Source organism: Pseudomonas sp. LS-2 (genome assembly GCF_003605735.1).
Lineage (GTDB): Bacteria > Pseudomonadota > Gammaproteobacteria > Pseudomonadales > Pseudomonadaceae > Aquipseudomonas.
In genome coordinates, this window is sequence record NZ_QXTJ01000014.1 from 93811 (window position 1) to 118074 (window position 24264).

Below are 24264 nucleotides of genomic sequence, written 5' to 3' on the forward strand. Positions count from 1 at the left end.
ATGCCCATGATTCCCCTGCTGATTTGCGACGACTCCAATATGGCGCGCAAACAGTTGATCAGAGCGCTGCCTTCCGACTGGGGGGTGTCGGTCACCACCGCTGCCAACGGACATGAAGGGCTGGAAGCGATTCGCCAGGGCTTGGGTCAGGTGGTGTTGCTGGACCTGACAATGCCGGACATGGATGGCTATCAGGCCTTGGCGGCGATGCGTGCCGAGAACATGCAGGCCAAGGTGATCGTGGTGTCCGGAGACGTCCAGGAAGAGGCCGTGCGACGCACCCTTGAGCTTGGGGCTCTGGCCTTCCTCAAGAAACCGGCGGATCCCCTCGAACTGCAACTGACGCTGCAGCGGCTTGGATTGCTGGGTGAACCTGTAAAGGCTGCCCCCGTTGCGCCGAAAGCCGAACAGACCACCATTAGCTTTCAGGACGCCTTTCGCGAAACCATCAACGTCGCCATGGGGCGTGCCGCTGCGCTGCTGGCGCGGGTATTAGGGGTCTTCGTGCAGTTGCCGGTGCCCAACGTCAATATGCTGGAAGTGGGCGAGTTACACATGGCACTGGCTTACGCCCAGGGGAGCGACCGGCTCACTGCGGTGTGTCAGGGGTACATCGGTGGCGGCATCGCGGGCGAGGCATTGCTGCTGTTTCACGATTCTGAGATCGCCGACATGGCCCAGCTGATGAAAGTCCGGGACAACGATTACTCGGAAATGGAGATGTTGCTGGATTTGTCGTCGATCCTGATCGGCGCCTGTCTGAGTGGGATTGCCGAGCAGATCGATATCGACTTTTCGCAGGGGCATCCGCAGGTGCTGGGCGCACACAGCGGCATTGAAGAGCTGATCCGCATCAACCAGCAGCGCTGGAAGAAGACCCTCGCTGTGGAGATCAGTTACAGCCTGGAAGGCCACAACATTCATTTCGACCTGTTGATGTTGTTCACCGAAGACTCGGTCGAGCGGCTTTCGCGCAAACTTGCTTACCTGATGAGTTGATTCATGAACGATCGTATCGACATCAAAGAGCTGCATTGGCTGTTGACCATCACCCAGAGCATCGACGTCGGCGTGGTGGTGCTGGATCAGGAATATCAGGTACAGGTGTGGAATACCTTCATGGAAAACCGCTCCGGCGTGCTGCCCTATGAAGCGGCAAACCGTTCGTTTTTCGACCTGTTTCCCGAGGTCAATCAGGACTGGTTGAAGAACAAGATCGACAGCGTGATCACCCTCGGCACGCCGGCCTTCACGATATGGGAGCAGCGGCCGTATCTGGTGCGCTTCAAGAGCTATCAGCCGATCACCGGGCAAGAAGATTTCATGTACCAGAACACCACGATGTTCCCGCTGCGCGCGACCAGCGGCGATGTCACTCATGTGTGCCTGGTGATCTATGACGTGACCGATGTGGCGACCAACCGCCTGCAACTTCAGGCCGCCAACAGGGAGCTGCAGAAGCTTTCCAGTACCGACCGCCTGACCGGGCTGTACAACCGCGGGCACTGGGAGGAGGCGTTGCGGCTGGAGCATGCGCGGCATGTGCGCTATGGCACGTCGGCAGCGCTGGTGATGTTCGACATCGATCACTTCAAACGGGTCAACGATACCTATGGCCATCAGTGCGGAGACAAGGTGATCCAGCGCGTGGCGGACGTCATTCGCGAACACATCCGGGATTCCGACATCGCCGGACGCTATGGCGGCGAAGAGTATGCGGTGCTGTTGCCCGACACCGATAAGTATGGCGCCGGCATGTTCGCCGAGCGGTTGCGAGTGGCCGTGGCGTCGCAGGAAATCATGCACGAGGGAGAGGGCATTCGCTGCACCATCAGCTTAGGGGTCGCAGACATGAACTCACCCCTGGCGGAGCACAAAACTCTGATTGAGCGGGCTGACCAGGCGCTGTATGCGTCAAAGAAGAATGGGCGCAATCAGGTGTCGTTGCACGAGGCGAGGTAACCCGCTTTGACGCAAACCTGGTAGGAGCGCGCTTGCCTGCGAATGCGATCTATCAGCAACCCAGGCATGTCAGACAGATTGCCGTCGCGGGCAAGCGCACTTCTACAGGTTAAAGATCAGGCCAGCTCCGCAAAATCACTCAGCACGTCATCTCGCAGGGCAATGAAATTGGCATCGCTGCGATTGCGCGGTCGAGGCAGGTCGATGTCGACGATGCGTCGGATCCGTCCCGGATGCGGTTGCATCACCACCACGCGATCTCCCAGATACACCGCTTCGTCCACATCGTGGGTGACGTGGACCATGGTGATCTTTTCCTGCTGCCAGATGTTTTGCAGCTCACGTTGCAGGCGCGTGCGGGTCAAGGCATCCAGCGCACCGAAGGGCTCGTCCAGCAGCAGCACGCTGGGTCTATTCACCAGTCCACGGGCAATCGCCACACGTTGGGCCATGCCCCCGGAGATCTGATGCGGGTAGGACTCGGTGAAGTCTTGCAAACCGACCAGATGAATGTGCTCGCGCACCGTTTCGCGCTTTTGCGCAGGCGTCAGCGGCGCGTTCTTCAGCCCGACGGCGACGTTCTGCTCCACGGTCAGCCAGGGAAACAAGCGGTGGTCCTGAAACACGATGCCGCGCTCAAGTCCGGTGCCCTTGATCGGCTTGTCATCCAGCAGGATGCGCCCGTCGAACGCTTCATCCAGGCCCAGAATCAGTCGCAGCAACGTCGACTTGCCGCAACCGCTGGCGCCGACGATGGTGATGAACTCGCCGGGGGCAATGTCCAGCTGAACGTTGTCCAGCACTTGCAGTTGAGTGTCAGCGCCTGCACCTGACCCAGCAGAGATGAAGCGCTTGCTGATGTTTTCAAGACGCAGGCCATTGCCTTGTTGTGTCGGGAGAGGAAGCGCTTGGCTGGCAGTCATGAGAAAAATCCTGATTGGCCGAATAGTGGGAGCTAGCGAGGGGTGATGCCGTATAGCCGCTGCATGCGGCGATCGACTTGGCGTGCCAGCACGTTCAGTGCCCAGCCGACCAGACCGATGATGACCATGCCGAACAGCACCAGGTCCATCATGAAATGCTCACTGCCATCGATCAGCGTGTTGCCGATGCCGTCGCCGGAGACCAACAGGTATTCCGCGCCGATGGTCGCCAGCCATGAATACACCAGCGCCAGGTAGATTCCGGTGAAGATCGAAGGCAGTGCGGCGGGCAGCATCACGCCGATGACCGTTTGCCAACGGCTAAAGCCGTATACCTTTGCCACTTCAAGGAAAGCCGGCGGCACGTTACGCAGGCCGTCGCAGGTGTTGACCACCACGGGCACCAGTGCGGCCAGTGAGAGAAACACCACCTTGGCCACGTCTCCAAGTCCGAACCACACCGAGCNCAGACGCTCGAACAGGCGCGAGAACCCCAGCAGGCAGCCGAGCATCAGGCCCAGCGTGATGCCGATGAAAAAGCCGCTGAGGTTGCGGGTCAGGCTCGCTGAAATCGCGCGCCAGAATTGCCCGGACGACACCTGTTCCCACGCGGTGATCGCGACCCTCTGAGGTGAGACCAGCAAGCCCGAATCGCTCCAGCCCTGACTGGCCGCCAGCCACCAGAGAGCGACACCGACAACCGGCACAACCCAGCCTCGATAGCGCGTAGAGCGTGAAACTGGAGCGGATGCCAACGAATTCATATCAGTCTCCCTGGCGTCGCAGCGCGACCCTTGTTGAGCCGACGCTCGATGAGCTCGAAACCGCGATCGATCAGCAGACCGACCGTGCCGACCACGACCACCGCAGCGATCACCAGATCCAGCTGAAACAGCTGACGGCCATAGGCGATGAGATAACCCAGCCCTTCGCTGGAGGCCAGCAGTTCGACCACCACCAGCGACAACCACGCCTTGGTGAACCCCAGCCGCAGGCCAGTGAAAATCGGCGCAACGGCAGAGGGCAGGACGATATCAGTGACGATTTGGCGCTGACTGAAGCCATACGCCTGACCTACTTCCAGCAGGCGCTTGGGTACCTGATGAAACGCCTGCAACGTACACAGCGTGACCGGCACCAGAGCCGCGTGCGCGATTAACACGTACTTCAATGGCTCGCCGATGCCGAACAACAACAGCGCGAACGGCATCCACCCCAGCACCGGAATCTGCACCAGCGCGTTGAAGGTAGGCAGCAGGTAATCCTCGACGGTTTTCGACAGGCCCATTGCTAACCCCAGGGTCACCCCCAGCCCCGAGCCAATGAGGAAGCCGACCAGTACACGCTGCAGACTGGCCGACGCGTTCAGCCAGAGATCACCGGTGCTGACCAGATCGGTCAGGGTTTGATAGACGTATGCGGGTGGCGGTAGCACTTGTTCAGACAGCCACCCGCGCTCGGTCCCCAGATACCAGATGCCGAGCAGCGCCAGCGGCAACAGCCAGGGCAGTGCAATGTTCAGGGCGCGCTTTTGCCAGACTGAACGGGGCGGGGACGTCACCGATACCCGGCGTGGAGCCCGGACTGGAGCCTTGGGCAGACGTTGGACAGGGGCCAGTTGTTTCGCTGGCGCCGGTTGCCGCTCAAGTGCGTTTGCAGTGGCTCTGGCCATGACATCAGCCTCCGTTGTTGACGGCTTTGTCCGAAGACGCCGTTGCGCTGGTGGCTGGCGGTTTGCCGTCCGCGTCATAGGCGGTCCAGTAGTGTTCCAGCCCTTTGGCTTTCAATGCGGTGTCGAGATATTTGGTCTCGAACCAGCCCTCGATGGTCACTGGTCTGCGAATCATCTTTTCCTCCTTGGCCTGATCGGCGACCGCCTGATACCGCGAGCGCAGGAAGTCATCCACCAGCGGCGAGGCGCTGTCACGCAAGGCCAGGCGGCCGAAGTCAGCCTTTAGCGAGGCAACGGGCTCATTGGTCTTGGCCCATTCGTTGAGTACGGCATCGCGATTGCTTTCCTCGGACTCCCACTTGGCGGCGTCGACCAATGTGTTGACGACTTTCTGCACGTTGTCCGGGTGCTCCTTTTCGTAGGTGCCACGAACGACGAGCGCGCACTGACGGGTGTAGCGGACGTCGTTATTCGGGTTGTCGAAGATGATGTCGATCAGGCCCTGATCGCGGAGTTTGAAGAGCTCGCGACCGCCGAAGGCTGCATCGACCCCTTTGGAGGCCAGCGCCGCCTGACTGCTGCCGCTGTCCAGATTGATCACCTTCAAATCACGCTCGGTGAGGCCGTGATCCGCCAGCAGATTGATCGATACCAGATGAGCGTTGGTGCCACGGAAGACCGCGACTTTCTTGCCCTTGAGGTCTTCGATGGTCTTGATGTCAGAACCTTTGGGAACCGCCAGATAGACATTTGAACGCACGCCGATGGCGGCAAGTAGCTTGGTGTCCAGGCCGTTGGCGCGACCCACCACTTGCGGTAGATCGCCCTCATAAGCGAAGTCCAGTTGCTGATTGGACAGGGCCTCGTTCACCGCAGGCCCCGCGCCCTTGAAGAAGAACCATTGAATCTCGGTGCCCGAGCCTTCGAACGCCTTTTCCAGCAGTTGCTGGTTGCGCACGATACCCAGCGGCGAGCCGCTGAAGGTGACCGGATCACCGCCTCCCGCGCTGGCGACGCCGATGCGCAAAACGTCGGCCTCGGCCAAGGGCATCATCAGCAGCGCCGCCAGTGCGGTAGCTACGCTTTTTGTGCTGAATACAGATGTTCGCTTGGCCTTTGCCATGACGGTTTCTTCCTTAAAAAAATGCGGGTGACGGGGCATCAGGCAGCCAGGTGTTTCTTGTCGGCTTCTGTCTTCGGCGAGAGGGTGTCGGGTGTTGGTTTGATCGCCTGGCTAGAGCGTCCGTCGACGCCGACCGGGATGTCACCAGCCACTGTGGTGCGGCGCACGACCCGTTCGGCATTGCCGTAGTCGTTGATCGCGATGTGCTGGGTGGCGCGGTTGTCCCAGATGACCACGTCGCCCTCGCTCCAGCGCCAGCGAACGGTGTTGTCCAGGTGGGTAATGCGGTCGTGGAACAGACGAATCAGCTGTTTGGAATCGTTGCTGCTCACGCCCTGGATCTGTTTCACAAAATGCCCGAGCAGCAGGCTGCGCTCGCCGGTTTCCGGGTGCACACGCACCAGCGGATGTTCGGTTTCATAGACTTGAGCAGTGAACTGTTCGCGGTAGCGCTTGACGCCCGCGTCGCCGGTATCGCGAGGGGCCGCATAGTCGTAGAGGTTGGTGTGCAGCGCGCGCAGGCTGTCGGCCAACGTCTTGAGTGGGGCGGGCAGGTCAGCATAGGCGGACGCGGTATTCGCCCAGACGGTGTCGCCGCCATACGGTGGGATCACGACGCCGCGCAGAATGGAAATCTTCGGATAGTTCGCAACGAACGTGACATCGGTGTGCCAGGAGTTGGCGCGGGTTTCCTTGGCATCCAGATGCAGGATTGCGCTGCTTTTTTCAGCGGAGCGAACGGTGGGGTGAGGGACCTGATCGCCGAAGCGGCGGGAGAAGCTTTCGTGCTGATCGTCAGAGAGGAATTGTTCGCGGAAGAACAGCACTTTGTGTTTGAGCAGCGCCTGATTGATGAACTCGAAATCCTGCGCCGAGATGTCACCGGAAAGCTTGATGCCGCTCAACTCGGCACCAATACGTCCCGCCACGGGTTTGATCTGAATCGCCATGTCCTGAACTCCTGTTTAGGTTGTTGTGGCTCAGATCATAAAGATATAAATCAGCGTTCCGCTAATCACCTTTTGTCATAAATATAGAAGGAGAGTTTATGCAGAGTGTTTATGAAGATAACCGGATTTCATAAGCTTATTTCTGAATGTGTGGCCGGGAGATTTGTGGCTGTTCGGCTTGCCGGCGGTGACGTCTCTGGAAAACGCTACTGCCGGCAAGCCGGATTGCTGCAGAAGAGCGGTGTCAGGTCTGCGGGACATCCTCATGCATGTCCTGCCCCTTCATCGTTTCCAACGACTTGCGCAACCGACTCGCCAGCGAGCTGCTGCCATGGACGTTGTGGTAATGAAAAACCGCGGTTGCCCGCAAGGCATCTTCCGCGACGGGCATATTGGTGTGCAGCGAGCGGTATCCCCAGAACAGATACAGATGGCCAGGCTGCATCGCGATTCGCGTAAAGGTCTGGTTATCGCCGGACACCCGGTTTCTGAGGTATTTCTGCACCCACTGATTGTCCACCAGCACCTTGTCCATCAGGTTACGCAGATAGCTGCGCCGGATGGGTCGGCGGTTTGGCAGCATCAGCAGATCGCCGCGTTCTCCGCTCTCAGGCATGCACACCGGCATGATGGTGGTCAGCACGAAAGAGTCGTAGTGAAAGATCAATGACTCCTTGCGCCCGCCATTGCCTGTCAGGCAGCGCAGGGTCTGGGTCAAGGTCGTATCGCTCGAACGTTCGCCGGTGGCGCCCTGGGTGATGCGGCGGCACAGATCGATGAAATCATGCGAGCTGCCCCAGTCATCCAGAGGCGACCCCGGCACCGACTGTCGGCCGGATAGCGCGACGTAATCATTACCGGCAGCGGCCACCGTGTCTGTGACCAGCGCTTGCAGCTCCTTCAGTTGCACCGGACTGGCCCAGCCCGGCAAGACAGCGTATCCGTCACTGTCGATGGCCTTGATCAGGCTCGCTACTTGAGCATCAGAAAAAGTCGAGCAGGGCATGCGGGGCACCTCAGTGGGAAATCTTCGAACGTTGAAGCCCTCGGACCTACTGCCTGAGATGTACCGTTTCAGCCGGGCGAAGCGAGAGGTTAGCCACCTAGCACAGCTTCCGCCAGATGCCCGGAATAAATATTTCAAATTATGTTTTTTTGAATGAGAAAGGCGGTTTTTCCGTCCGTTTTTGAAACAGATCGCCGCAAAATGGCTGTGTTACTTGGGTGGGGAGTTGTAAGGGTTTTGTGTCACTTTCTGTTTCGACGGGAGGCCAGTCAGGTAGCAGCATGGCTTGCCAGCGGGAGCGGACTTTAAATCGCCCCCGCCGGCAAGCCGTGCTGCTACAGCGCGTTTTACAACACCAGGCTTGGCAACCACAGCGAGATCGCCGGGATGTACGTCACGGCCATCAGCACCAGGAACAGCGCCACGTAGAATGGCAGCAGTGCCTTGACCGTCGCCTCGATGGTGACCTTGCCCACCGCGGCGCCGACAAACAGCACGGCACCCACCGGAGGCGTGATCAGGCCGATGCCGAGGTTGACCAGCATGATCATGCCGAAATGCACCGGATCGACGCCGATGCCGACAATCACCGGCAACAGGATCGGCGTGAGGATCAGGATCAGCGGCGCCATGTCCATCACCGTGCCGAGCAACAACAGCATGACGTTGATGCACATCAGGATCACGTAGCGGTTATCCGACAAGGTCAGAAACGCCGTGGTGATCTTCATCGGGATTTCCATCAGCGTCAGGATGTAACCGAAGCTGGCGGCGAAACCGATCAGGATCATGACGATGGAAACCGTGCGTACGGCCCGATGCATCAGCTTGGGCAGGTCCCGCCATTTGTAGTCGCGGTAGATGAACATGGTCACGAAAAATGCCCACAGTACCGCAACCGCTGCTGACTCGGTGGCCGTGAATACGCCCGACAGAATCCCGCCCAGAATGATGACCATCGCCATCATCCCCCACAGCGCTTCCCCAGCGATCTTCAACGCCTGACGCATCGGGATGACTTCGCCCTTGGGGTAGTTGCGCTTGCGAGCGAAGATCATGCACAGACCCATCATCACCGCGCTCAGCAGCAGGCCAGGCATGATCCCTGCCATGAACAGCGAGGCGATGGACACCGTGCCGCCCGCAGCCAGCGAGTACAGCACCGAGTTATGGCTGGGGGGCGTCAACAATGCCTGCACCGAACCGCTGACGGTCACGGCCGTCGAGAACTCCCTCGGATACCCGTTGCGCTCCATTTCCGGAATCAACACCGAACCCACCGACGCGGTATCGGCCACCGAGGAGCCGGAGATCGCGCCGAAGAAGGTGGAGGCAACGATGTTCACGAGGGACAGGCCGCCGCGCACGAAACCCACCAGCACCCCCGCGAACGCCACCAGTCGCCGAGACATCCCGCCCTCGGCCATGATCGCCCCCGCCAGTACGAAGAACGGAATCGCCAACAGCGAAAACTTGTTCACGCCGCCCGCGACTTGAATCATCAGCGCGTCAAAGGGAATCTCGATCCACCACGCGCCGATCAGCGCCGACAGCCCCAGCGCATAGGCGACCGGCATGCCGACCAGGATCAACGCGATAAAGCTGCCCAACAGAATAAAAGCGTCCATTCATGCCGCTCCTTCGCTTTCTTCGACCAGATCGAAACGCACGACCCGACGGTGACTCTGGTCGCCCAGAAACAGTTTCTCCAGCACGAACATCAGGGTCAGCACGCCACCGACTGGAATGGGCAGATAGGACACGCCCACTCGCAGCCCGGGCATCTCACCGAGGAACTGGTTCCAGGTATTGGCGCAGAGTTTCCAGCCCTTCACGGCCATGAACACGCAGACGACGGCCATCAGAATCTGCACCAGAATCGCCGCGCCCTGGCGCAAGGCCGGGGGCATGCGATCGGTCGCCATGTTCACCGCCATGTGCGCGCCGGCACGGTAACTGGCAGCAGCGCCGAAGAAGGTGAACACCACCATCAGCAGAATGGCGACAGGCTCGGGCCAACTGGAGCCTGAGCCGAGCACGTAGCGGGCGAAGATGCCCCAGGGAATAATCAGCGCCATCGTCAGCATCGACAGGCCGGCGACGGCGATGCAGAGGCGGTAGACGGCGTCGTTGAAGCGCAGAATCGTGTTTTTCATGAAATCACCACCACGCCGGTGAGCGGGCTTTCGCCCGCTACCGGAGGGTTATCAGGCTGAAGGAGTTACTGAACCGCTTCGATGCGCTTGATCAGGTCGGCGTAGGGCGCGCCGTACTTCTCGCGTACCCCGGCCGTGGCATCGTAAAACGCCTTCTTCTGCTCAGGGCTCAAGGTGATGAACTCCACCCCGGCGGCCTTCAATTTGGCTTCGCTTTCTGCGGATTTCTTGTCCCACAGCACGCGTTCTTCAGCCTGGGCTTCAACCGCAAGCTTTTTCACCAGCGCCTGCTGTTCCGGCGTCAACTTGGTCCAGGTGGCTTTGGACATGACCACCGGCTCCGGCAGGATCAGGTGCTGGGTCAGCGTGTAGAACTTGGCGTTCTGATAGTGGTTGTGCTCGAGCATGGTCGGCGGATTGTTCTCGGCGCCGTCGATCACGCCGGTCTGCAGGGCGCTGAAGATCTCGCCGGTGGCCATCGCAATCCCGTTGCCGCCCATGGCATTGATGGTGTCGATGAACACCGGGTTGCCTTGCACGCGGATCTTCATGCCCTTGAGGTCGGCGATGTTACGCACCGGTTTCTTGGTGTAGAGGTTGCGCGTGCCGCCATCCATCCACGCCAGCGCGACGAGGTTGAAATCGGATTGGGTGATCTTGTCGAGAATCTCCTGACCGATCTCGCCGTCGATGACCTTGCGCATGTGGGCGTGATCACGGAATACGAACGGAAGGTTGAACACGTTCACGTCCGGCACCACGGGCCCGACGATCCCAAGGCTCACGCGGGTCATTTGCACGGCATTGGCCTGGACCTGCTCGACCACTTCCTTCTCCGAGCCGAGCACGCCACCGGCGAACATCTTGAAGCTGATCTCGCCGTTGCTTTGCTGTTCCAGTTTCTTGCCCATCTCCTGTTCGGCGACCACGGGGGGGTAGCCTGCGGGGTGTACTTCGGCGAATTTGATTTTGACGTCTGCCAGTGCCGAGTTCGCGAGGCAGAACGCCAGAGGAAGTGCTGCGACAATGAGCTTGCGTTTGAAGTCCATGGATGTTCTCCGGTGTTGTTATTGTTTTTTCAGATTGATCGTTACGATGTTGAAACGGTGCGGCTGACTGTCCTGGCGAAGCGTGGGGCTCAGCCTTTGAAATGCGGTTCTTCGAGTCCCTTTACCCCAGGTTGCAAAGCAAATACACCGCCAGCCAATGGCTGGTCGCTCAGGTCGCCGCCGGGTCGAATCGAGGTCACGAACAGGGTGTCCAGATCACGGCCGCCAAAAGCGCACATCGACGGTTTCTTCACCGGTACGGCCAGCGAACGGTCGAGCTTGCCCTCAGGGGTGAAGCGATGGATCAGGCCTTCATCATTGCCGCAGATCCAGTAGCAGCCATCGGCATCGACCGCCGCGCCATCGGGACGGCCAGGGTATTGGTTCATGTCGACGAACAGGCGACGATTGTGGGGTGTCCCGCTGTCGACGTCGTAGTCGAACGCCCAGATTTTTTGCACGGATGGATGCGAGTCGGAGAGGTACATGATCGTGCCATCGGGGCTGAAGCCCAAGCCATTGGGAACAATCATGTTGGTGATGTAGGGGGTGAGCGCGGCGCCTTGGCTGCCGTCGAAGCGATACAGCGAGCCCACCTCCAACGCTTCGGCCATGTCCATGAACATGGTGCCGGCCCAGAAACGACCCTGCCGGTCGCAACGGCCATCATTGAAGCGCATGTTCGAGCGCGGATGCCGAACGTCGATCAGCCGATCCGACGTAACGGTGCCGTCGTTGTCGGGACGTATCCGGAACAGCCCGTTTTCCTGGCCGGCCAGCCAACTGCCGTCGCCATAGCTTGCGATGCACGCGAGCATCTGCGGCGCTTCCCAGCTTTGCGTTCGGTTATCCAGCGGGCTCCAGCGATGCAGCCGCTTCGCCGGAATGTCTACCCAGTAAAGCGCTTGTTCCTTCGCGTTCCACACCGGGCATTCGCCGGTGGCATTGCGTGCATCGAGGATCAACTCAGCCTGCATGACGATCATTCCTTGATGTTTATCGGGCAAGGTCGGCGCAATGTCCGACCGTTTTTATTGCCGGGGATCACTCGTCACCAAACGGGCCTGAGGCAACGAACGCGCCGCCCTGATAGATCATCGCCGGATCATCCGCGGCAGGCTTGGGTTGGGCTTCGACCTTGGCGCGGAACTGCTCGGAGCTGTCCTTGGGCTCGTAACCCAGATGGTTCGCCAGGCGGTTGTCCCACCAGACCGTTGTGTTGTTCGACGCGCCGTAGACCACGGTGTGACCGACATTGGGCGTGAACAGGCTGCGCTCGATCAGTTGGGTCAGATCGTCATAGCTCAACCAACTGGCGAGCATGCGGCGATTCTGTGCTTCGGGGAACGAAGAGCCGATGCGAATGCTGACGGTCTCGATGCCATAGCGATCGAAATAGAAACTGGCCATGTCTTCGCCGTAGGATTTGGACAGGCCGTAGTAACTGTCAGGTCGGCGCAGGGCGCTGGCGTCGATGGTCTCGTCCTGGCGATAGAAACCTATGACGTGATTGGAACTGGCGAAGATCACCCGCTTCACGCCATGACGGCGCGCCGCTTCGTAGATGTGGAAAATGCCGCAGATGTTCGGGCCTAGGATTTCTTCGAACGAGCGCTCGACCGACACCCCACCGAAATGGACGATGGCATCGACACCTTCGACCAGTTGATGAACAGCATTCTTGTCCGCCAGGTCGCAGATCTGCACTTCTTCGTGAGGACCGGCAGCGGGGGCCATGTCGGCGATATCGGAGAGACGCAGGATGTTGGCATAGGGACGCAGGCTTTCGCGCAACACCTTGCCGAGACCGCCAGCGGCACCCGTCAACAGAAGGCGATTGAACGGAGCTTGGGCGTTGGATTGAGTCATCGGAGAAGCCCTGTTTTTTATGTTGTTGTTATAGGTGTCATCGGTTGTCGTATGACGTTTGCGCGATTATCGGTAACGGTTGTGGATGTTGTCAACGCGACGAAAGTTGAACCCTTCATCGCGTTGTTTCTCGACACCCGCGTGGACCTGTCATCGCGCAAGATCCTGCTAAATCGCACTCACCGCAGCGAGATCGGGTAACTGACGAATATGCGGTTCTCGTCGAATTCATTGGTGCTGAAATCGCGTCTCATCGAAGAGTTGCGCCATCTGAAATTGAGACTCTTGAACGTCCCGCTTTGTACCGTGTAGGCCAGTTCAGATTCACGACCCCACTCCTTGCCATCGGTCACGGCCCCGATATGAACGTTATCGCCACTGATGTAGCGGTTCATCATGGTTAAACCGGGAATGCCGAAGATCGCGAAATCCAGATCGTGACGAAGCTGCCAGGAGCGCTCCTGAGCATTGTCATAGCTGGAGTTGTAACTGTCGTTGGCCAGGGTGCCGCCGCTGGTACCGTTGACTCTCATCCATTGATCGTCGCCGTAGAGCTTTTGCAGGCCAAGGTAAAGGGTGTTGCCTTTGTAATTGGCAGAAAGCATCGCATAAGCGGTCTTGTTATCCAGTTCGCCAGCCAGTTTGCGGCCGTCTTCCTTGCCCTGGAAATAACCGAGATTGGCGCCCAGCGTCCAGTCGCCTACGGGTTGCTTATGAACAAGGTTCAGGAACTCCTGCTGGTAGATATCTTCCAGTTGCGCATACCAGAGGCCGACCTGGGTGCGCTTTTCGTTGAACGTGTATTCGCCACCACCGAAATTGAACCGGTCCGACTTGAATGCCGCCGATTTACCGTTCATGAACATGTCTTCCATGCTGGCGTCGTTGCGCGGGCTGTTGCCGCGAAACTGACCGCCATAGAGCGTGAAACCAGCGATTTCTTTGGATGTGATCTGTCCGCCACGGAATGTCTGTGGCAGCGAGCGTCCGTCATCAGACCGGAGAATCGGTAGAACCGGCATCCATTCACCGACACGCAATTCGGTATTGGAGACACGCGCTTTGGCCGCGACGCCCAGTCGACCGAAATTGTCAGCAGGTCGGCCGTCATCATGAATCGGCAACAACTGCGATCCGCCTGTTCCCTTGCCGCCATCAAGCTTCTGAGAGTAAAGCCCCAGTACATCCAGGCCGAAGCCGACGGTGCCCTGCGTAAAGCCGGATCTCACATCGAGGATAAAGTTTTGCGTCCACTCTTCGGCGTAATTTTGAGGGTTAGCCGGGTTGGTGAAGTTTCGATTGAAGTAAGCGTTACGCAGATTGAGCGAGGCTTTGGTGTCATCAATGAAACCTTCTGCGTGGCTGATGCCGGGCAGACTAAGCGCAACGCTGCCTGCTCCCAGTAATAGCCAGGAACGGGTAGTGGTCTGAAAATTCATTTTTATTGTTCTCCCTTTTTTGCCAACGCGCGCGCACCGATGATCGCTTCGAATACGAACGCAGGTAATCCATTGATCGACATGATCTGGTTGATTGGCTGAGGCGCGATCGACCCTGCTTCAGCGCTTGTTGAACGAGCAGCCGCTCGATTCAGCCGGGAGTGAAACCGGCAATAGCGAAGTAGAGGTCTGGGGGGGAGAGCGGACGCTGATTGAGTGGGCGCGATGAGCGCAGACGGATCCTGGGTGTCATCAGAATATTCCTTTTTTATTGTTGTTATCTGTTATGCGTTGTCGTACAACGCAGGCCCGAGTATCGACAGAGATAATTGTGCTGTCAACTCCGCTTGGCCTGAATATTTTGCTTGAGGCATCCAGCCGACGAATGTCCTGTGACGAGCAGCGGTTGCGGAGCAATTGTTTCTCTGCTAGCTTCAAAAATGTTAACGATGACATTTCCGCTTTAACAATAAAAACAACGGGATTTTTCGCTATGACAATTCGCCTCAAGAAGGGCTTCTCCGCCGTTTTCTGTTCGCTCGCTGTGGCTGTAGCGTGCGCCGGTTCCTTCACCGTTCAAGCCGCCGATGCTGCCAAAGCCGGTCCGCTGAAAGTCGGTGCTTCGTTTCAAGAGATCAACAACCCTTATTTCGTGACCATGAAGGACGCTCGTCAGGACGCCACCAGCAGCATTGGTGCGACCCTGTTGGTCACCGACGCACGCCACGATGTCTCCAAGCAGATCAGCGACATCGAAGACATGCTGCAAAAGGGCATCGACATCCTCATCATCAACCCGACCGACTCCGTGGGCGTGCAGTCTGCCGTGAAGCAGGCCCACGACAAAGGCGTCGTGGTCGTTGCGGTCGATGCTCAGGCCAACGGCCCGCTCGATTCCTTCGTCGGCTCCAAGAACTACGACGCGGGTGTGCAGGCCTGTGAGTATCTGGCCAAGAACATCGGCGGCAAGGGTGATGTCGGCATCCTCGATGGCATCGCTGTGGTGCCGATCCTTGAGCGCGTGCGCGGCTGCAAAGACGCGCTGGCCAAGCACCCGGACATCAAGATCGTCAGCATTCAGAACGGCAAGCAGGAACGTGATCAGGCGCTCAGCGTGACCGAGAACATGTTGCAGGCGCAGCCGAACATGAAAGGCCTGTTCAGCGTCAATGACAACGGCTCGCTCGGCGCGCTGGCGGCCATCGAATCGAGCGGCATGGATGTCAAGCTGACCAGCGTCGACGGCTCGCCGGAGGCTGTGAAGGAAATCCAGAAGCCAAACAGCAAGTTCATCGCCACCTCTGCTCAATATCCACGTGACCAGGTACGTCTGGCGCTGGGCCTGGCGCTCGCCAGGAAGTGGGGCTCGCAAGTCCCGGCGACCATCCCGGTCGACATCCTGCTGGTGGATCAGGCCAAAGCTAAAACCTTTACCTGGTGACGAGCGTGTCGCCGCTCGCCTGACATCCGTGCGGCGAGCGCCACGGATTGACGCTCTGCTTTGACACAGAGCCGTGCTGCGATGAGGTGCGTATGAGCTGCCTTCTGCAATTGGAAAACATCTGTAAAAGCTATCCCGGCGTGCATGCGCTCAAGTCGATAAATCTTTCGGTCGAGCGCGGCGAAATTCATGCCTTGCTCGGCGAGAACGGCGCGGGCAAGTCCACGCTGATGAAAATCCTCGCCGGGGTCGAACATCAGGATCAGGGCAGCATTCGTATCGATGGCGCGGAACAACATTTCGCGACCTACAACGAAGCCATCGCCGCGGGCATCGGCATCGTCTTTCAAGAGTTCAGCCTGATCCCCTATCTCAATGCCGTGGAGAACATTTTCCTCGGTCACGAGATCGTCAACGGCTTCGGACTGCTGCGCAAAAACGAGATGCGCGAGAAGGCGATCGCGCTGTTCGATCGTCTCGGTGTGAAGATCAACCTGGACTGTTCGGTGCAGCACCTGAGCGTGGCGGAGCAGCAGTTCGTCGAGATCGCCAAGGCATTGGCCCTGGAAGCGCGTCTGCTGATTCTCGACGAACCCACCGCGACCCTGACACCGTCCGAAGCCGAACTGCTGTTCGACATCATGCGCGAGCTGAAGAATCAGGGCGTGGCGGTGATCTTCATCTCCCATCACCTTGAGGAAATCTTCCAGGTTTGCGACCGCATCAGCGTGCTGCGCGATGGCGCGAATGTCGGCGCATTGACCGTAGCCGACAGCGACATCGACACCCTCGTCGAGATGATGGTGGGACGTCGCCTGGAGGCGAGCTTCCCTCCCAAGCCGACTCACGCGAAAGGCGACGTGGTGCTGCAAGTGCGCGACATTCAACTGGTTCGCAATGGGCCGCATAACAGTTTCAATCTGCACAAGGGCGAGATTCTCGGCTTTGCCGGTCTCGTCGGTTCAGGGCGTACGGAACTGGCGCTGGGTGTGATCGGCGCGTTGCCTGTGGTGAGCAAGGACGTGTTGCTGCGCGGTCAGTCTGTGAATCTCAGCGATCCGGCTCACGCGCTGGCAAACGGTATCGGACTGCTGCCGGAAAGCCGCAAGAGCGAAGGGCTGATCGTCGATTTCAGCATTCGCGAGAACATCTCGCTGAACAATCTGGGCAAGTACGAGAGCGCGGCGCATTTGTTGGATCGGCACAAGGAAGACACCACCACCGCCGAGCTGATGAAGCAGTTGTCGATCAAGGCGCCGAACTGCGAAAGCCGGGTGCTGAACCTCAGCGGCGGCAACCAGCAGAAAGTCGTCATTGCGCGCTGGATCAATCATCACTGCGACATCCTGATCTTCGACGAACCGACCCGAGGCATCGACGTCGGCGCCAAGGCCGAGATCCACACCCTGATGCGCAAACTCACTGAACAAGGCTTCGCGATCATCATGATCTCCTCGGAACTGCCGGAAATCATCGGCATGTGCGACCGCGTAGCCGTCTTCAACAAGGGCGCCATCGTCAACGTGCTGCAGGCAAGCGACATCAATCCCCAGGAAGTGATGCGCCATGCCACCGGGAGTCTGAACAGTGAACACCTCCATTAAAACCATGACCGCACAACCCAACCGAATGAAGCTCAACTTCGCTCAACTGATCCGCTCTCCCGCGTTTTACCCCTTCGTGGGGCTGGTTGTGGTCACGGTGTTCATGATCTTCGCCAGTGACAAATTCCTGACCGGCGCGAACCTGGAAAACATCGCGCGGCAGGTGTCGATCAACGCGATCATCGCCGTGGGCATGACCTGCGTGATTCTCACCGGTGGTATTGATCTGTCGGTCGGGCCGGTGATGGCATTGTCCGGCACATTGACCACCGGCTTGATGGTGGCGGGCGTACCGGCGCCGATTGCGATCCTCATCGGTTTGCTGATTGGCGTGGGGTTTGGCGTCGGTAACGGAATCTTCGTCGCCTACCTGAAAATGCCGCCGATCATCGTGACGCTGGCGACCATGGGCATCGCTCGCGGGCTGGGGCTGATGTACACCGATGGCTACCCGATCTCGGGTATGCCTGACTGGTTTGCCTGGTTTGGTCGCGGCACGTTGTTCGGCATTCAGGTGCCGATCCTGATCATGCTGGTGACCTACTTCTTCGCCTGGGTGCTGCTGCAACACACGCGCATCGGGCGTTACGTTTACGCCATTGGCGGCAACGAAGAGGCGGTGCGCCTGTCAGGGGTACGTGCCTCACGATTCAAGTTGCTGGTGTATTCGATCAGCGGGCTGACGGCGGCGATTGCCGGACTGGTGCTGTCTTCGCGCTTGATGAGCGGCCAGCCCAACGCCGGCGTTGGTTTCGAACTGGATGCCATTGCAGCGGTGGTGCTCGGCGGTGCGTCGATTGCCGGGGGCCGTGGCGTGATCATTGGCACGCTGGTGGGCGCCATGCTTCTGGGCGTATTGAACAATGGTTTGAACATGCTCGGCGTCTCGCCTTATGTGCAGAGCGTGATCAAGGGCGCAATCATCCTGCTGGCGATTTTCATCAGTCGGCAGCGGCATAAATAGACCGATTTGAACACTGCACCTGTAGGCGCGCGCTTGCCCGCGATGACGTCAGCCCTGAAACACGGTGTCGTCTGACATGACGCAATCGCGGGAAAGCGCGCTCCTACAGATCACCCATCAGCCTCACAAGGAAACCCGACATGGAACAAAACACAAAAACCACCATGCAAGCCGTCGTCTGCCACGCCCCGAAAGACTACCGTCTGGAGCAGATCACCAAACCGGTCGCGCGCATCAATGAGCTGGTCATTCGTATCGGCGCGTGCGGCATCTGCGCCAGTGACTGCAAATGCCATTCGGGCGCGGCGATGTTCTGGGGCGGGGAAAGCCCGTGGGTCAAGGCGCCAGTGGTGCCAGGCCATGAGTTTTTCGGTTACGTGGATTCAGTGGGCGAAGGCGCTGAAGAGCACTTCGGCGTGAAGGTTGGCGACAAGGTCATCGCCGAACAGATCGTGCCCTGCGAGAAGTGCAAATTCTGTAAGTCCGGCAAGTACTGGATGTGCGAAGTCCACAACATCTTCGGCTTCCAGAAAGACGTGGCCGAAGGTGGCATGGCCCAGTACATGCGCATCCCGAAAACCGCCATCGTGCACAAGATTCCCGAGTCGGTCTCGCTGGAAGATTCTGCACTGATCGAACCGATGGCTTGCTCGATTCACACCGTCAACCGTGGCGACGTGCAGCTCGATGACGTACTGGTAATCGCTGGTGCAGGTACTCTGGGGTTGTGCATGGTTCAGGTGGCGGCGCTGAAGACGCCGAAGAAGCTGGTGGTCATCGACATGGTCGACGAGCGTCTGGAACTGGCGAAGAAGTTCGGCGCCGACGTGGTGATCAACCCGAGCCGCGACAATGCGAAAGAAATCATCAACGGCCTCACCGACGGCTACGGCTGCGACGTGTACATCGAAACCACAGGCGTGCCGGTTGGCGTGACCCAAGGGCTGGATCTGATTCGCAAGCTGGGCCGCTTCGTCGAGTTCAGCGTGTTTGGCGCAGAGACCAGCGCTGACTGGTCGATCATCGGCGACCGCAAGGAGCTGGACGTTCGCGGTGCGCACCTGGGCCCGTATTGCTACCCCATCGCCATCGACCTGTTCGAGCGCGGGCTGGTGACGTCCGAAGGCATCGTCACCCACGATTTCGGCCTGGATGACTACGCCGAAGCGTTCGCACTGGCGGATTCGACGAAGTCGATCAAGGTGCTGCTCAAGCCGGTGAACGGTTGATCGGAGCTTCTGCCCGAGGGGCGTGGGAGCCGGCTTGCTGGCGAAGGCGTGCGGTCATGCACTGATGCGTTGAATGACACACCGCATTCGCCAGCAAGCCAACTCCCACAAGTGGCCAGACCAAAGCCTTGTGGCGTTACACATCCAATAACAAGAGAGCGCACGAAGATGGAATACGTCATCGGGGTCGACATCGGCACCCAGAGCACCAAGGCATTGCTGGTCGATGCTCAGGGCCGCATCGTCGCGCAGCACAGTCACAGTTATAAGGTCGACACCCCCAAACCGCGCTGGGCCGAGCAGTGGCCGCAGGTGTGGCTGGACGCCGTGGAAATTTGCGTCGCGGCCTGCGTGAAGAAAAGCGCCGTGCCCAAGGGCAGCGTCAAATCACTCTGCGTCAGCAGCCTCTACGGCGGCTCCGGTATTGCGGTCGATGCGCAGATCAAACCCCTTTACCCGTGCCTGATCTGGATGGACCGGCGCGCGGAAGAACAGGTCCAGTGGGTCAACCAGAACGTCGATCTGGAACGCCTGTATGCGATCACCGGCAACTCGGTGGACAGTTATTACGGTTTCACCAAGATGCTCTGGCTCAAGGACAAGCAACCGCAAGTCTGGGCCGATACCCGCTACCTGCTGCCGCCCAACAGCTACATCAATTACTGCCTGACCGGCGAAGTTGCCGTGGATCACAGTTCTGCTGGCAACATTGGCGGCGTCTATGACGTCGAAGCCCGCGGCTGGTCGACCGAGATGCTCGATGCGCTGGGGATTCCCCGCTCGATGATGCCGGAACGCCTGGTGCACTCCGGTGAAGTGGCCGCCGGACTGCTGGACGAGTGGGCCGAGCGCCTGGGCCTCGTTGCAGGCATCCCGTTGCTTGGCGGCGGCGTGGATGCGGCCATGGCGACCTTCGCGGCCGGCGTCACTCAAGCGGGCAACCACGTCGCGATGATCGGCACCAGCATGTGTTGGGGCTACCTCAATCAACAGGTCGATGCGCGGCATGGTCTGGTGAGCTTCCCCCATGTCTTCAACGGCGCCAGAGATCTTTACATCTTCGGCGGCGCGATCACCGCAGGCGCCTCGGTGAGCTGGTTTCGCGAGCAGTTCTGCCAGGCCGAAGAACAACAGGGGCGCGAGACCGGGGAGGACAGCCACGTCATCCTCGAACGCGCCGCGACACAGATTCCCGCCGGCAGCGAAGGGGTGTTGTTCCAGCCATACCTGATGGGCGAACGCAGCCCGGTCTGGGACGCCAAGGCCAGCGGCAGTTTCGTTGGCCTGAATCTCTACCACAGCCGAATCCACCTGTATCGGGCGGTGCTGGAAGGCGTCACCTTCGCGCTGCGTCACAACATCGAAGCGGGCAGCAAAGGCGCGCAATCGCTGGACCCGCGACTGATCGTGGTCGGTGGCGCCAGTCATTCGGACCTGTGGATGCAAATCATCGCCGACGTCACCAACTTCCCCGTCTACACCATCGTTCAGGAAGTCGAAGCAGCGTTGGGGGCCGCCTTGCTGGCGGCTCATGCAGTCGGGCTGGTCGATGAAGAACAGGTGCACAAAGGCTGGGTGCAACTGGAGCGCCGAGCTGAACCGCAGGCGGAAAACGTCGCGCTGTATTCGCGTCTGTTCGCCGATTACGTAGCGCTGTATCCCGCGCTGAAACCGATCATGCATCGTCTGCAGGAAGCTTGAATGTGAACACCGCCCATTTTGATTTCAGCGGCCAGCGCATTCTGGTCACCGGCGCCAGCAGCGGCATTGGCTGGGAAGTCGCGCAGCAATTGCTCAAGGCCGGCGCCCAGGTTTATGCCATGGGGCGCGATCCTCTGGCGTTACAGAAATTGGCGACTCAAGGCTGTCAGGTGCTGCGCATCGACATGGCCGATCACCTGCAGCTCGGGGCTCTGCTTGGCGAACTGCCCGTCATGCACGGCATGGTCAACTGCGCGGGGATATCGATCCTGGAGGCCGCGACCGAGGTCAGTGCAGGCGCGTTCGATCAAGTGATGACGGTCAACGTACGCGCGGCAGCGATGACGGCCGCCAGTGTCGCCAAGGCAATGATCGGATCGGGTGTGAAGGGCAGCATCGTCAACGTGTCGAGCCAGGCATCGCTGGTGGCGCTGGACGATCACCTGAGTTATTGCGCGTCGAAAGGAGCCATGGATGCCATGACCCGCGTGCAGTGCGGGGAGTGGGGCAAGTTCGGGATTCGGGTCAATAGCGTGAATCCCACGGTGACCCTGACGCCTATGGCCCAGATGGCCTGGAGCGAGCCGAGCAAACGTGATCCAGCGCTCGCCGCCATCCCGCTGGGGCGTTTTGCCGAGACCTCGGAAGTGGCGGCGCCGATCCTGTTCTTGCTGAGCAATGCGGCGTCGATGATCAGCGGCGTTTCGTTGCCGATCGATGGGGGGTATACCAGTCGCTGAAACCGTTCGCGGAATATTCTGTAGCAGTCCGGCTTGCCGGCGGTGGCGTCCTCGGAGTCCCGACGGCCGGGAAGCCGTGCTGCTACAGCGAAGTAATGCTCTTACGACACCCCATTCTCCAACTCCCCGACAATCACCACCTTGGCCTTGGGCAAGTACCGATCCTGAATCCGCTCCAGCAGCATGGTCACCGCGCTGCTGCCCGCCAAAGAGGCGTCGTGGGCGATGCAGGCGATGGGGATGCCGAAGATGTCAGCGAAGGGGAGGCGGTCAATGCCGCAGATCGGCAGGCTTTCATGGGCGATACCGCAATCGCGCAGGGCTCTCATGGCGCCGAGGGTGATCAACTGGTTGAAGCCGAAAATCGCATCCGGCGCCGACTGCTCTTTCAGGTAGTTCAGCGTGCTTCGATACGATGGCTCAAGGGTGTAATCTCCCGCAAAGACATCCAGTTGCACCTGCTTGCCGCTCTCAGCCAATGCCGCTTTCACACCCTTGAGGCGCTCCTCGGAGATCCGCGAATGCGCCGGGCCGGTCAATACCAGCAAGCGCTTCATCGTCGGGCATTGCGCCAAGAGGTAGCGCGCGCCCTTGAGGCCGCTGTGATAGTTGTCCAGCACCACATGGCTGAAGAGGCTGCCGTGCAGTGCGCGGTCCAGTTGCACCACGGGAACGTCGCCGTTGCTCAGACGGCTCAGGTAGCCGGGCTGGTATTCCGGCTCGTCGGAGACGGGAGAAAGCACGATGCCTGCCACGCGATAGCTGAGCAGGGTGTCGACCGCCTTGCCTTCGAGTTCTTCCGAGCCGTCGGTGTCCACCAACATGATGGTGTACCCGTGCTTCTTGGCCTCGCGGGAAATGGCCTTGATCATCTCGCTGTAGAACGGGTTGTCCACCGACGCGGTGATCACGCCGATGATCATGCTTTCGCTGCGCTTGAGGCTGCGGGCGAAGGCGTTGGGCACGTAGTCCAGCTCTTGCGCCACCTCGAGGATGCGCGCCAAAGTGGCCGGCTTGACCAGATCTGGCTTGTTCAGGGCGCGTGAAACGGTAACCGGGGTCATGTTTACGCGGCGGGCAATGTCAGAAATGGTGACAGGTGTCTTTTTAGTCATGGGCTATTGGCTGCCTTGAAACCGGACAACTTCTAGGGCAGTCACAGTCGTCGAAAGATGTGGCAAGGCTAGCACGATGAAGGGCGTAAGCGGTGACACCGATGCTCATGATGTTAACGTTTTCATCACCATTTTTCGGGCCTTCCCAGACAGCGCAGACATTACTGCCGAACGTAAGGGTTAGGGCAGGGGTCCACTCGCTACGCAAACTTTTCCGACGTTTTGTACGCAATCGACCGATAATGTGTGTCCGTTTATCCGTCTGGAGGATTCATGACCCCGTCTGCTTCACCTTCTTCTCGCGATTTCTTCATCGCCGCAGGAGCGCTGTTGATTGCCATGCTGGGCACTACGCTTCCCACGCCGCTTTACGCCATCTATCAGCAGCGATTGGGGTTCGACGCGAGCTGGCTGACCATCATCTTTTCCATTTACGCCGCCGGGGTGATCGCGGCGCTGCTCGCGGTCGGCAGTTGGTCGGATCGACTGGGGCGCCGGCCCATGCTGCTGGCTGGCCTCTTGATGGGCGCGATCAGTGCGGTGATTTTCCTCTGCACCGACTCGATTACCGGATTGCTGATCGGGCGACTGTTCTCAGGGCTTTCTGCAGGAATCATGACCGGCACGGCGACCGTCGCAGTGATCGAGCTGGCGCCCAAGACCTTCAAGAACGCTACCCTGATGGCCACCGCCGCGAATATGCTCGGGCTTGGGATCGGGCCACTGTTGGCCGGTTTTACTTCGCAACATCTGGCCGATCCGCTGCATCTGATTTTCTACGTTCACCTGGCGTTGCTCTTGCTCGCCGCCGTCGGCGTGGCTGTTATTCGTGAGACGGTGGAGCGTGCGGAGCAACTGAAACTCAGCATCCAGAAACCCTCGGTTCCAGCCCCGGTACGCAGCGTGTTCATTTCAGCGTCCATCGCAGGATTGGCGGGCTTCAGCGTTGCAGGGCTGTTCACCAGCATGGTGCCGTCGGTGATGATTCACATCATGGACGTCCACGGCGGGTTATTGATCGGTGCAGTGATCGGTCTGTTTTTCGTGGCCTCGATTCTTGGCCAGGGCGCACTGCAATGGCTGCCAAAAACACTGCACATGAGCCTCGGTTGCGTGGGTTTGATCATAGGCATGGTGTGCCTGGGATTGAGCATCGGCACCGCGAGCTTGCTGTTGTTGGTCTGTGCGGGCCTGCTCGCGGGAATCGGCCAGGGCATGATTCTGCGCGCAGGCATGGGGGCGGTGACGGCCAGCAGTCCGCCCCATCAGAAAGCTGCGGTGACGTCGGCGTTCTTCGTCGTGCTCTACGTATCGATCTCGG

Annotated in this window: 22 protein-coding genes and 1 pseudogene; 9 read left to right on the forward strand and 14 right to left on the reverse strand. The window is 59.3% G+C overall.

The annotated features are described in order from the left end of the window. Positions 1 to 999, forward strand: coding sequence for a response regulator (locus D3M70_RS07500; RefSeq protein ID WP_120125177.1), 999 nt, complete (start codon positions 1 to 3; stop codon positions 997 to 999). Positions 1000 to 1002: 3 nt separating this feature from the next. Further along, positions 1003 to 1962, forward strand: a complete 960-nt coding sequence (locus D3M70_RS07505; protein WP_120125178.1) for a sensor domain-containing diguanylate cyclase — start codon at positions 1003 to 1005, stop codon at positions 1960 to 1962. A gap of 116 nt (positions 1963 to 2078) precedes the next feature. Here the strand turns inward: D3M70_RS07505 and D3M70_RS07510 are convergent, their stop codons facing one another. The 13 genes and pseudogenes from D3M70_RS07510 to D3M70_RS07565 form a co-directional block, all read right to left on the reverse strand. Then, on the reverse strand, positions 2079 to 2885 hold the full coding sequence (locus D3M70_RS07510) for an ABC transporter ATP-binding protein (protein ID WP_120125179.1): 807 nt from the start codon (positions 2883 to 2885) through the stop codon (positions 2079 to 2081). Positions 2886 to 2917: 32 nt separating this feature from the next. Continuing rightward, positions 2918 to 3351 (reverse strand): ABC transporter permease (locus D3M70_RS32815; RefSeq protein WP_256659745.1); only part of this gene is annotated, 434 nt, incomplete at its 5' end. 1 nt (position 3352) lies between these two features. Beyond that, positions 3353 to 3649 (reverse strand): annotated as a pseudogene (locus tag D3M70_RS32820) (ABC transporter permease); the annotation flags it as partial. Beyond that, positions 3646 to 4557 carry an ABC transporter permease gene (locus tag D3M70_RS07520; protein WP_120125181.1) on the reverse strand — a complete coding sequence of 304 codons (912 nt, stop codon included), beginning with the start codon at positions 4555 to 4557 and terminating at the stop codon, positions 3646 to 3648. The gene D3M70_RS07520 and the pseudogene D3M70_RS32820, both read right to left, overlap by 4 nt. A 4-nt stretch (positions 4558 to 4561) precedes the next feature. After that, the gene (locus D3M70_RS07525; RefSeq protein WP_120125182.1) at positions 4562 to 5680 is read right to left on the reverse strand and encodes an ABC transporter substrate-binding protein; all 1119 of its coding nucleotides are present in this window, start codon (positions 5678 to 5680) and stop codon (positions 4562 to 4564) included. A 38-nt stretch (positions 5681 to 5718) separates the two neighbouring features. Then, complete coding sequence (locus D3M70_RS07530) at positions 5719 to 6630, reverse strand: TauD/TfdA family dioxygenase (RefSeq protein WP_120125183.1); 912 nt, start codon at positions 6628 to 6630, stop codon at positions 5719 to 5721. A 244-nt stretch (positions 6631 to 6874) separates the two neighbouring features. Continuing rightward, positions 6875 to 7636, reverse strand: a complete 762-nt coding sequence (locus tag D3M70_RS07535) for a hypothetical protein (protein ID WP_120125184.1) — start codon at positions 7634 to 7636, stop codon at positions 6875 to 6877. Positions 7637 to 7983: 347 nt separating this feature from the next. Continuing rightward, complete coding sequence (locus D3M70_RS07540) at positions 7984 to 9264, reverse strand: TRAP transporter large permease (RefSeq protein WP_120125185.1); 1281 nt, start codon at positions 9262 to 9264, stop codon at positions 7984 to 7986. After that, positions 9265 to 9792 carry a TRAP transporter small permease gene (locus tag D3M70_RS07545; protein ID WP_120125186.1) on the reverse strand — a complete coding sequence of 176 codons (528 nt, stop codon included), beginning with the start codon at positions 9790 to 9792 and terminating at the stop codon, positions 9265 to 9267. Between the two features lie 65 nt (positions 9793 to 9857). After that, positions 9858 to 10841, reverse strand: coding sequence for a TRAP transporter substrate-binding protein (locus D3M70_RS07550; RefSeq protein WP_120125187.1), 984 nt, complete (start codon positions 10839 to 10841; stop codon positions 9858 to 9860). Between the two features lie 89 nt (positions 10842 to 10930). Next, entirely contained in the window at positions 10931 to 11818 is an 888-nt protein-coding gene (locus tag D3M70_RS07555; RefSeq protein WP_120125188.1) for an SMP-30/gluconolactonase/LRE family protein, read from the reverse strand. A gap of 67 nt (positions 11819 to 11885) precedes the next feature. After that, positions 11886 to 12710 carry an NAD(P)-dependent oxidoreductase gene (locus D3M70_RS07560; protein WP_120125189.1) on the reverse strand — a complete coding sequence of 275 codons (825 nt, stop codon included), beginning with the start codon at positions 12708 to 12710 and terminating at the stop codon, positions 11886 to 11888. Positions 12711 to 12889: 179 nt separating this feature from the next. Continuing rightward, the gene (locus D3M70_RS07565) at positions 12890 to 14149 is read right to left on the reverse strand and encodes an OprD family porin (RefSeq protein WP_120125190.1); all 1260 of its coding nucleotides are present in this window, start codon (positions 14147 to 14149) and stop codon (positions 12890 to 12892) included. 493 nt (positions 14150 to 14642) lie between these two features. On the opposite strand from D3M70_RS07565, the gene D3M70_RS07570 reads away from it, so the two are divergent. The 6 genes from D3M70_RS07570 (at position 14643) to D3M70_RS07595 (ending at position 21828) form a co-directional block, all read left to right on the forward strand. After that, on the forward strand, positions 14643 to 15590 hold the full coding sequence (locus D3M70_RS07570; RefSeq protein WP_120125191.1) for a substrate-binding domain-containing protein: 948 nt from the start codon (positions 14643 to 14645) through the stop codon (positions 15588 to 15590). A 92-nt stretch (positions 15591 to 15682) separates the two neighbouring features. Further along, the gene (locus D3M70_RS07575; RefSeq protein ID WP_120125192.1) at positions 15683 to 17194 is read left to right on the forward strand and encodes a sugar ABC transporter ATP-binding protein; all 1512 of its coding nucleotides are present in this window, start codon (positions 15683 to 15685) and stop codon (positions 17192 to 17194) included. 4 nt (positions 17195 to 17198) lie between these two features. After that, the gene (locus tag D3M70_RS07580) at positions 17199 to 18158 is read left to right on the forward strand and encodes an ABC transporter permease (protein ID WP_120125284.1); all 960 of its coding nucleotides are present in this window, start codon (positions 17199 to 17201) and stop codon (positions 18156 to 18158) included. A 140-nt stretch (positions 18159 to 18298) separates the two neighbouring features. After that, complete coding sequence (locus D3M70_RS07585; RefSeq protein WP_120125193.1) at positions 18299 to 19387, forward strand: alcohol dehydrogenase catalytic domain-containing protein; 1089 nt, start codon at positions 18299 to 18301, stop codon at positions 19385 to 19387. Positions 19388 to 19555: 168 nt separating this feature from the next. Beyond that, on the forward strand, positions 19556 to 21088 hold the full coding sequence (locus tag D3M70_RS07590; protein ID WP_120125194.1) for an FGGY-family carbohydrate kinase: 1533 nt from the start codon (positions 19556 to 19558) through the stop codon (positions 21086 to 21088). Positions 21089 to 21090: 2 nt separating this feature from the next. Continuing rightward, the gene (locus D3M70_RS07595) at positions 21091 to 21828 is read left to right on the forward strand and encodes an SDR family oxidoreductase (RefSeq protein WP_120125195.1); all 738 of its coding nucleotides are present in this window, start codon (positions 21091 to 21093) and stop codon (positions 21826 to 21828) included. Between the two features lie 101 nt (positions 21829 to 21929). On the opposite strand, the gene D3M70_RS07600 is transcribed toward D3M70_RS07595, so the two are convergent. After that, on the reverse strand, positions 21930 to 22943 hold the full coding sequence (locus D3M70_RS07600) for a LacI family DNA-binding transcriptional regulator (protein WP_120125196.1): 1014 nt from the start codon (positions 22941 to 22943) through the stop codon (positions 21930 to 21932). Positions 22944 to 23216: 273 nt separating this feature from the next. Here D3M70_RS07600 and D3M70_RS07605 point away from each other — a divergent pair. Beyond that, positions 23217 to 24264: MFS transporter (locus D3M70_RS07605; protein WP_133306446.1), on the forward strand; the 1048-nt coding region annotated here is incomplete at its 3' end.

Coding starts and splice junctions, on each gene's coding strand:
- D3M70_RS07520 (WP_120125181.1), bottom strand. CDS start 4,557: ATGGCCAGAGCCACTGCAAACGCACTTGAGCGGCAACCGGCGCCAGCG.
- D3M70_RS07565 (WP_120125190.1), bottom strand. CDS start 14,149: ATGAATTTTCAGACCACTACCCGTTCCTGGCTATTACTGGGAGCAGGC.
- D3M70_RS07535 (WP_120125184.1), bottom strand. CDS start 7,636: ATGCCCTGCTCGACTTTTTCTGATGCTCAAGTAGCGAGCCTGATCAAG.
- D3M70_RS07590 (WP_120125194.1), top strand. CDS start 19,556: ATGGAATACGTCATCGGGGTCGACATCGGCACCCAGAGCACCAAGGCA.
- D3M70_RS07575 (WP_120125192.1), top strand. CDS start 15,683: ATGAGCTGCCTTCTGCAATTGGAAAACATCTGTAAAAGCTATCCCGGC.
- D3M70_RS07560 (WP_120125189.1), bottom strand. CDS start 12,710: ATGACTCAATCCAACGCCCAAGCTCCGTTCAATCGCCTTCTGTTGACG.
- D3M70_RS07600 (WP_120125196.1), bottom strand. CDS start 22,943: ATGACTAAAAAGACACCTGTCACCATTTCTGACATTGCCCGCCGCGTA.
- D3M70_RS07510 (WP_120125179.1), bottom strand. CDS start 2,885: ATGACTGCCAGCCAAGCGCTTCCTCTCCCGACACAACAAGGCAATGGC.
- D3M70_RS07500 (WP_120125177.1), top strand. CDS start 1: ATGCCCATGATTCCCCTGCTGATTTGCGACGACTCCAATATGGCGCGC.
- D3M70_RS07585 (WP_120125193.1), top strand. CDS start 18,299: ATGGAACAAAACACAAAAACCACCATGCAAGCCGTCGTCTGCCACGCC.
- D3M70_RS07570 (WP_120125191.1), top strand. CDS start 14,643: ATGACAATTCGCCTCAAGAAGGGCTTCTCCGCCGTTTTCTGTTCGCTC.
- D3M70_RS07550 (WP_120125187.1), bottom strand. CDS start 10,841: ATGGACTTCAAACGCAAGCTCATTGTCGCAGCACTTCCTCTGGCGTTC.
- D3M70_RS07545 (WP_120125186.1), bottom strand. CDS start 9,792: ATGAAAAACACGATTCTGCGCTTCAACGACGCCGTCTACCGCCTCTGC.
- D3M70_RS07505 (WP_120125178.1), top strand. CDS start 1,003: ATGAACGATCGTATCGACATCAAAGAGCTGCATTGGCTGTTGACCATC.
- D3M70_RS07540 (WP_120125185.1), bottom strand. CDS start 9,264: ATGGACGCTTTTATTCTGTTGGGCAGCTTTATCGCGTTGATCCTGGTC.
- D3M70_RS07580 (WP_120125284.1), top strand. CDS start 17,199: ATGACCGCACAACCCAACCGAATGAAGCTCAACTTCGCTCAACTGATC.
- D3M70_RS07525 (WP_120125182.1), bottom strand. CDS start 5,680: ATGGCAAAGGCCAAGCGAACATCTGTATTCAGCACAAAAAGCGTAGCT.
- D3M70_RS07555 (WP_120125188.1), bottom strand. CDS start 11,818: ATGCAGGCTGAGTTGATCCTCGATGCACGCAATGCCACCGGCGAATGC.
- D3M70_RS07530 (WP_120125183.1), bottom strand. CDS start 6,630: ATGGCGATTCAGATCAAACCCGTGGCGGGACGTATTGGTGCCGAGTTG.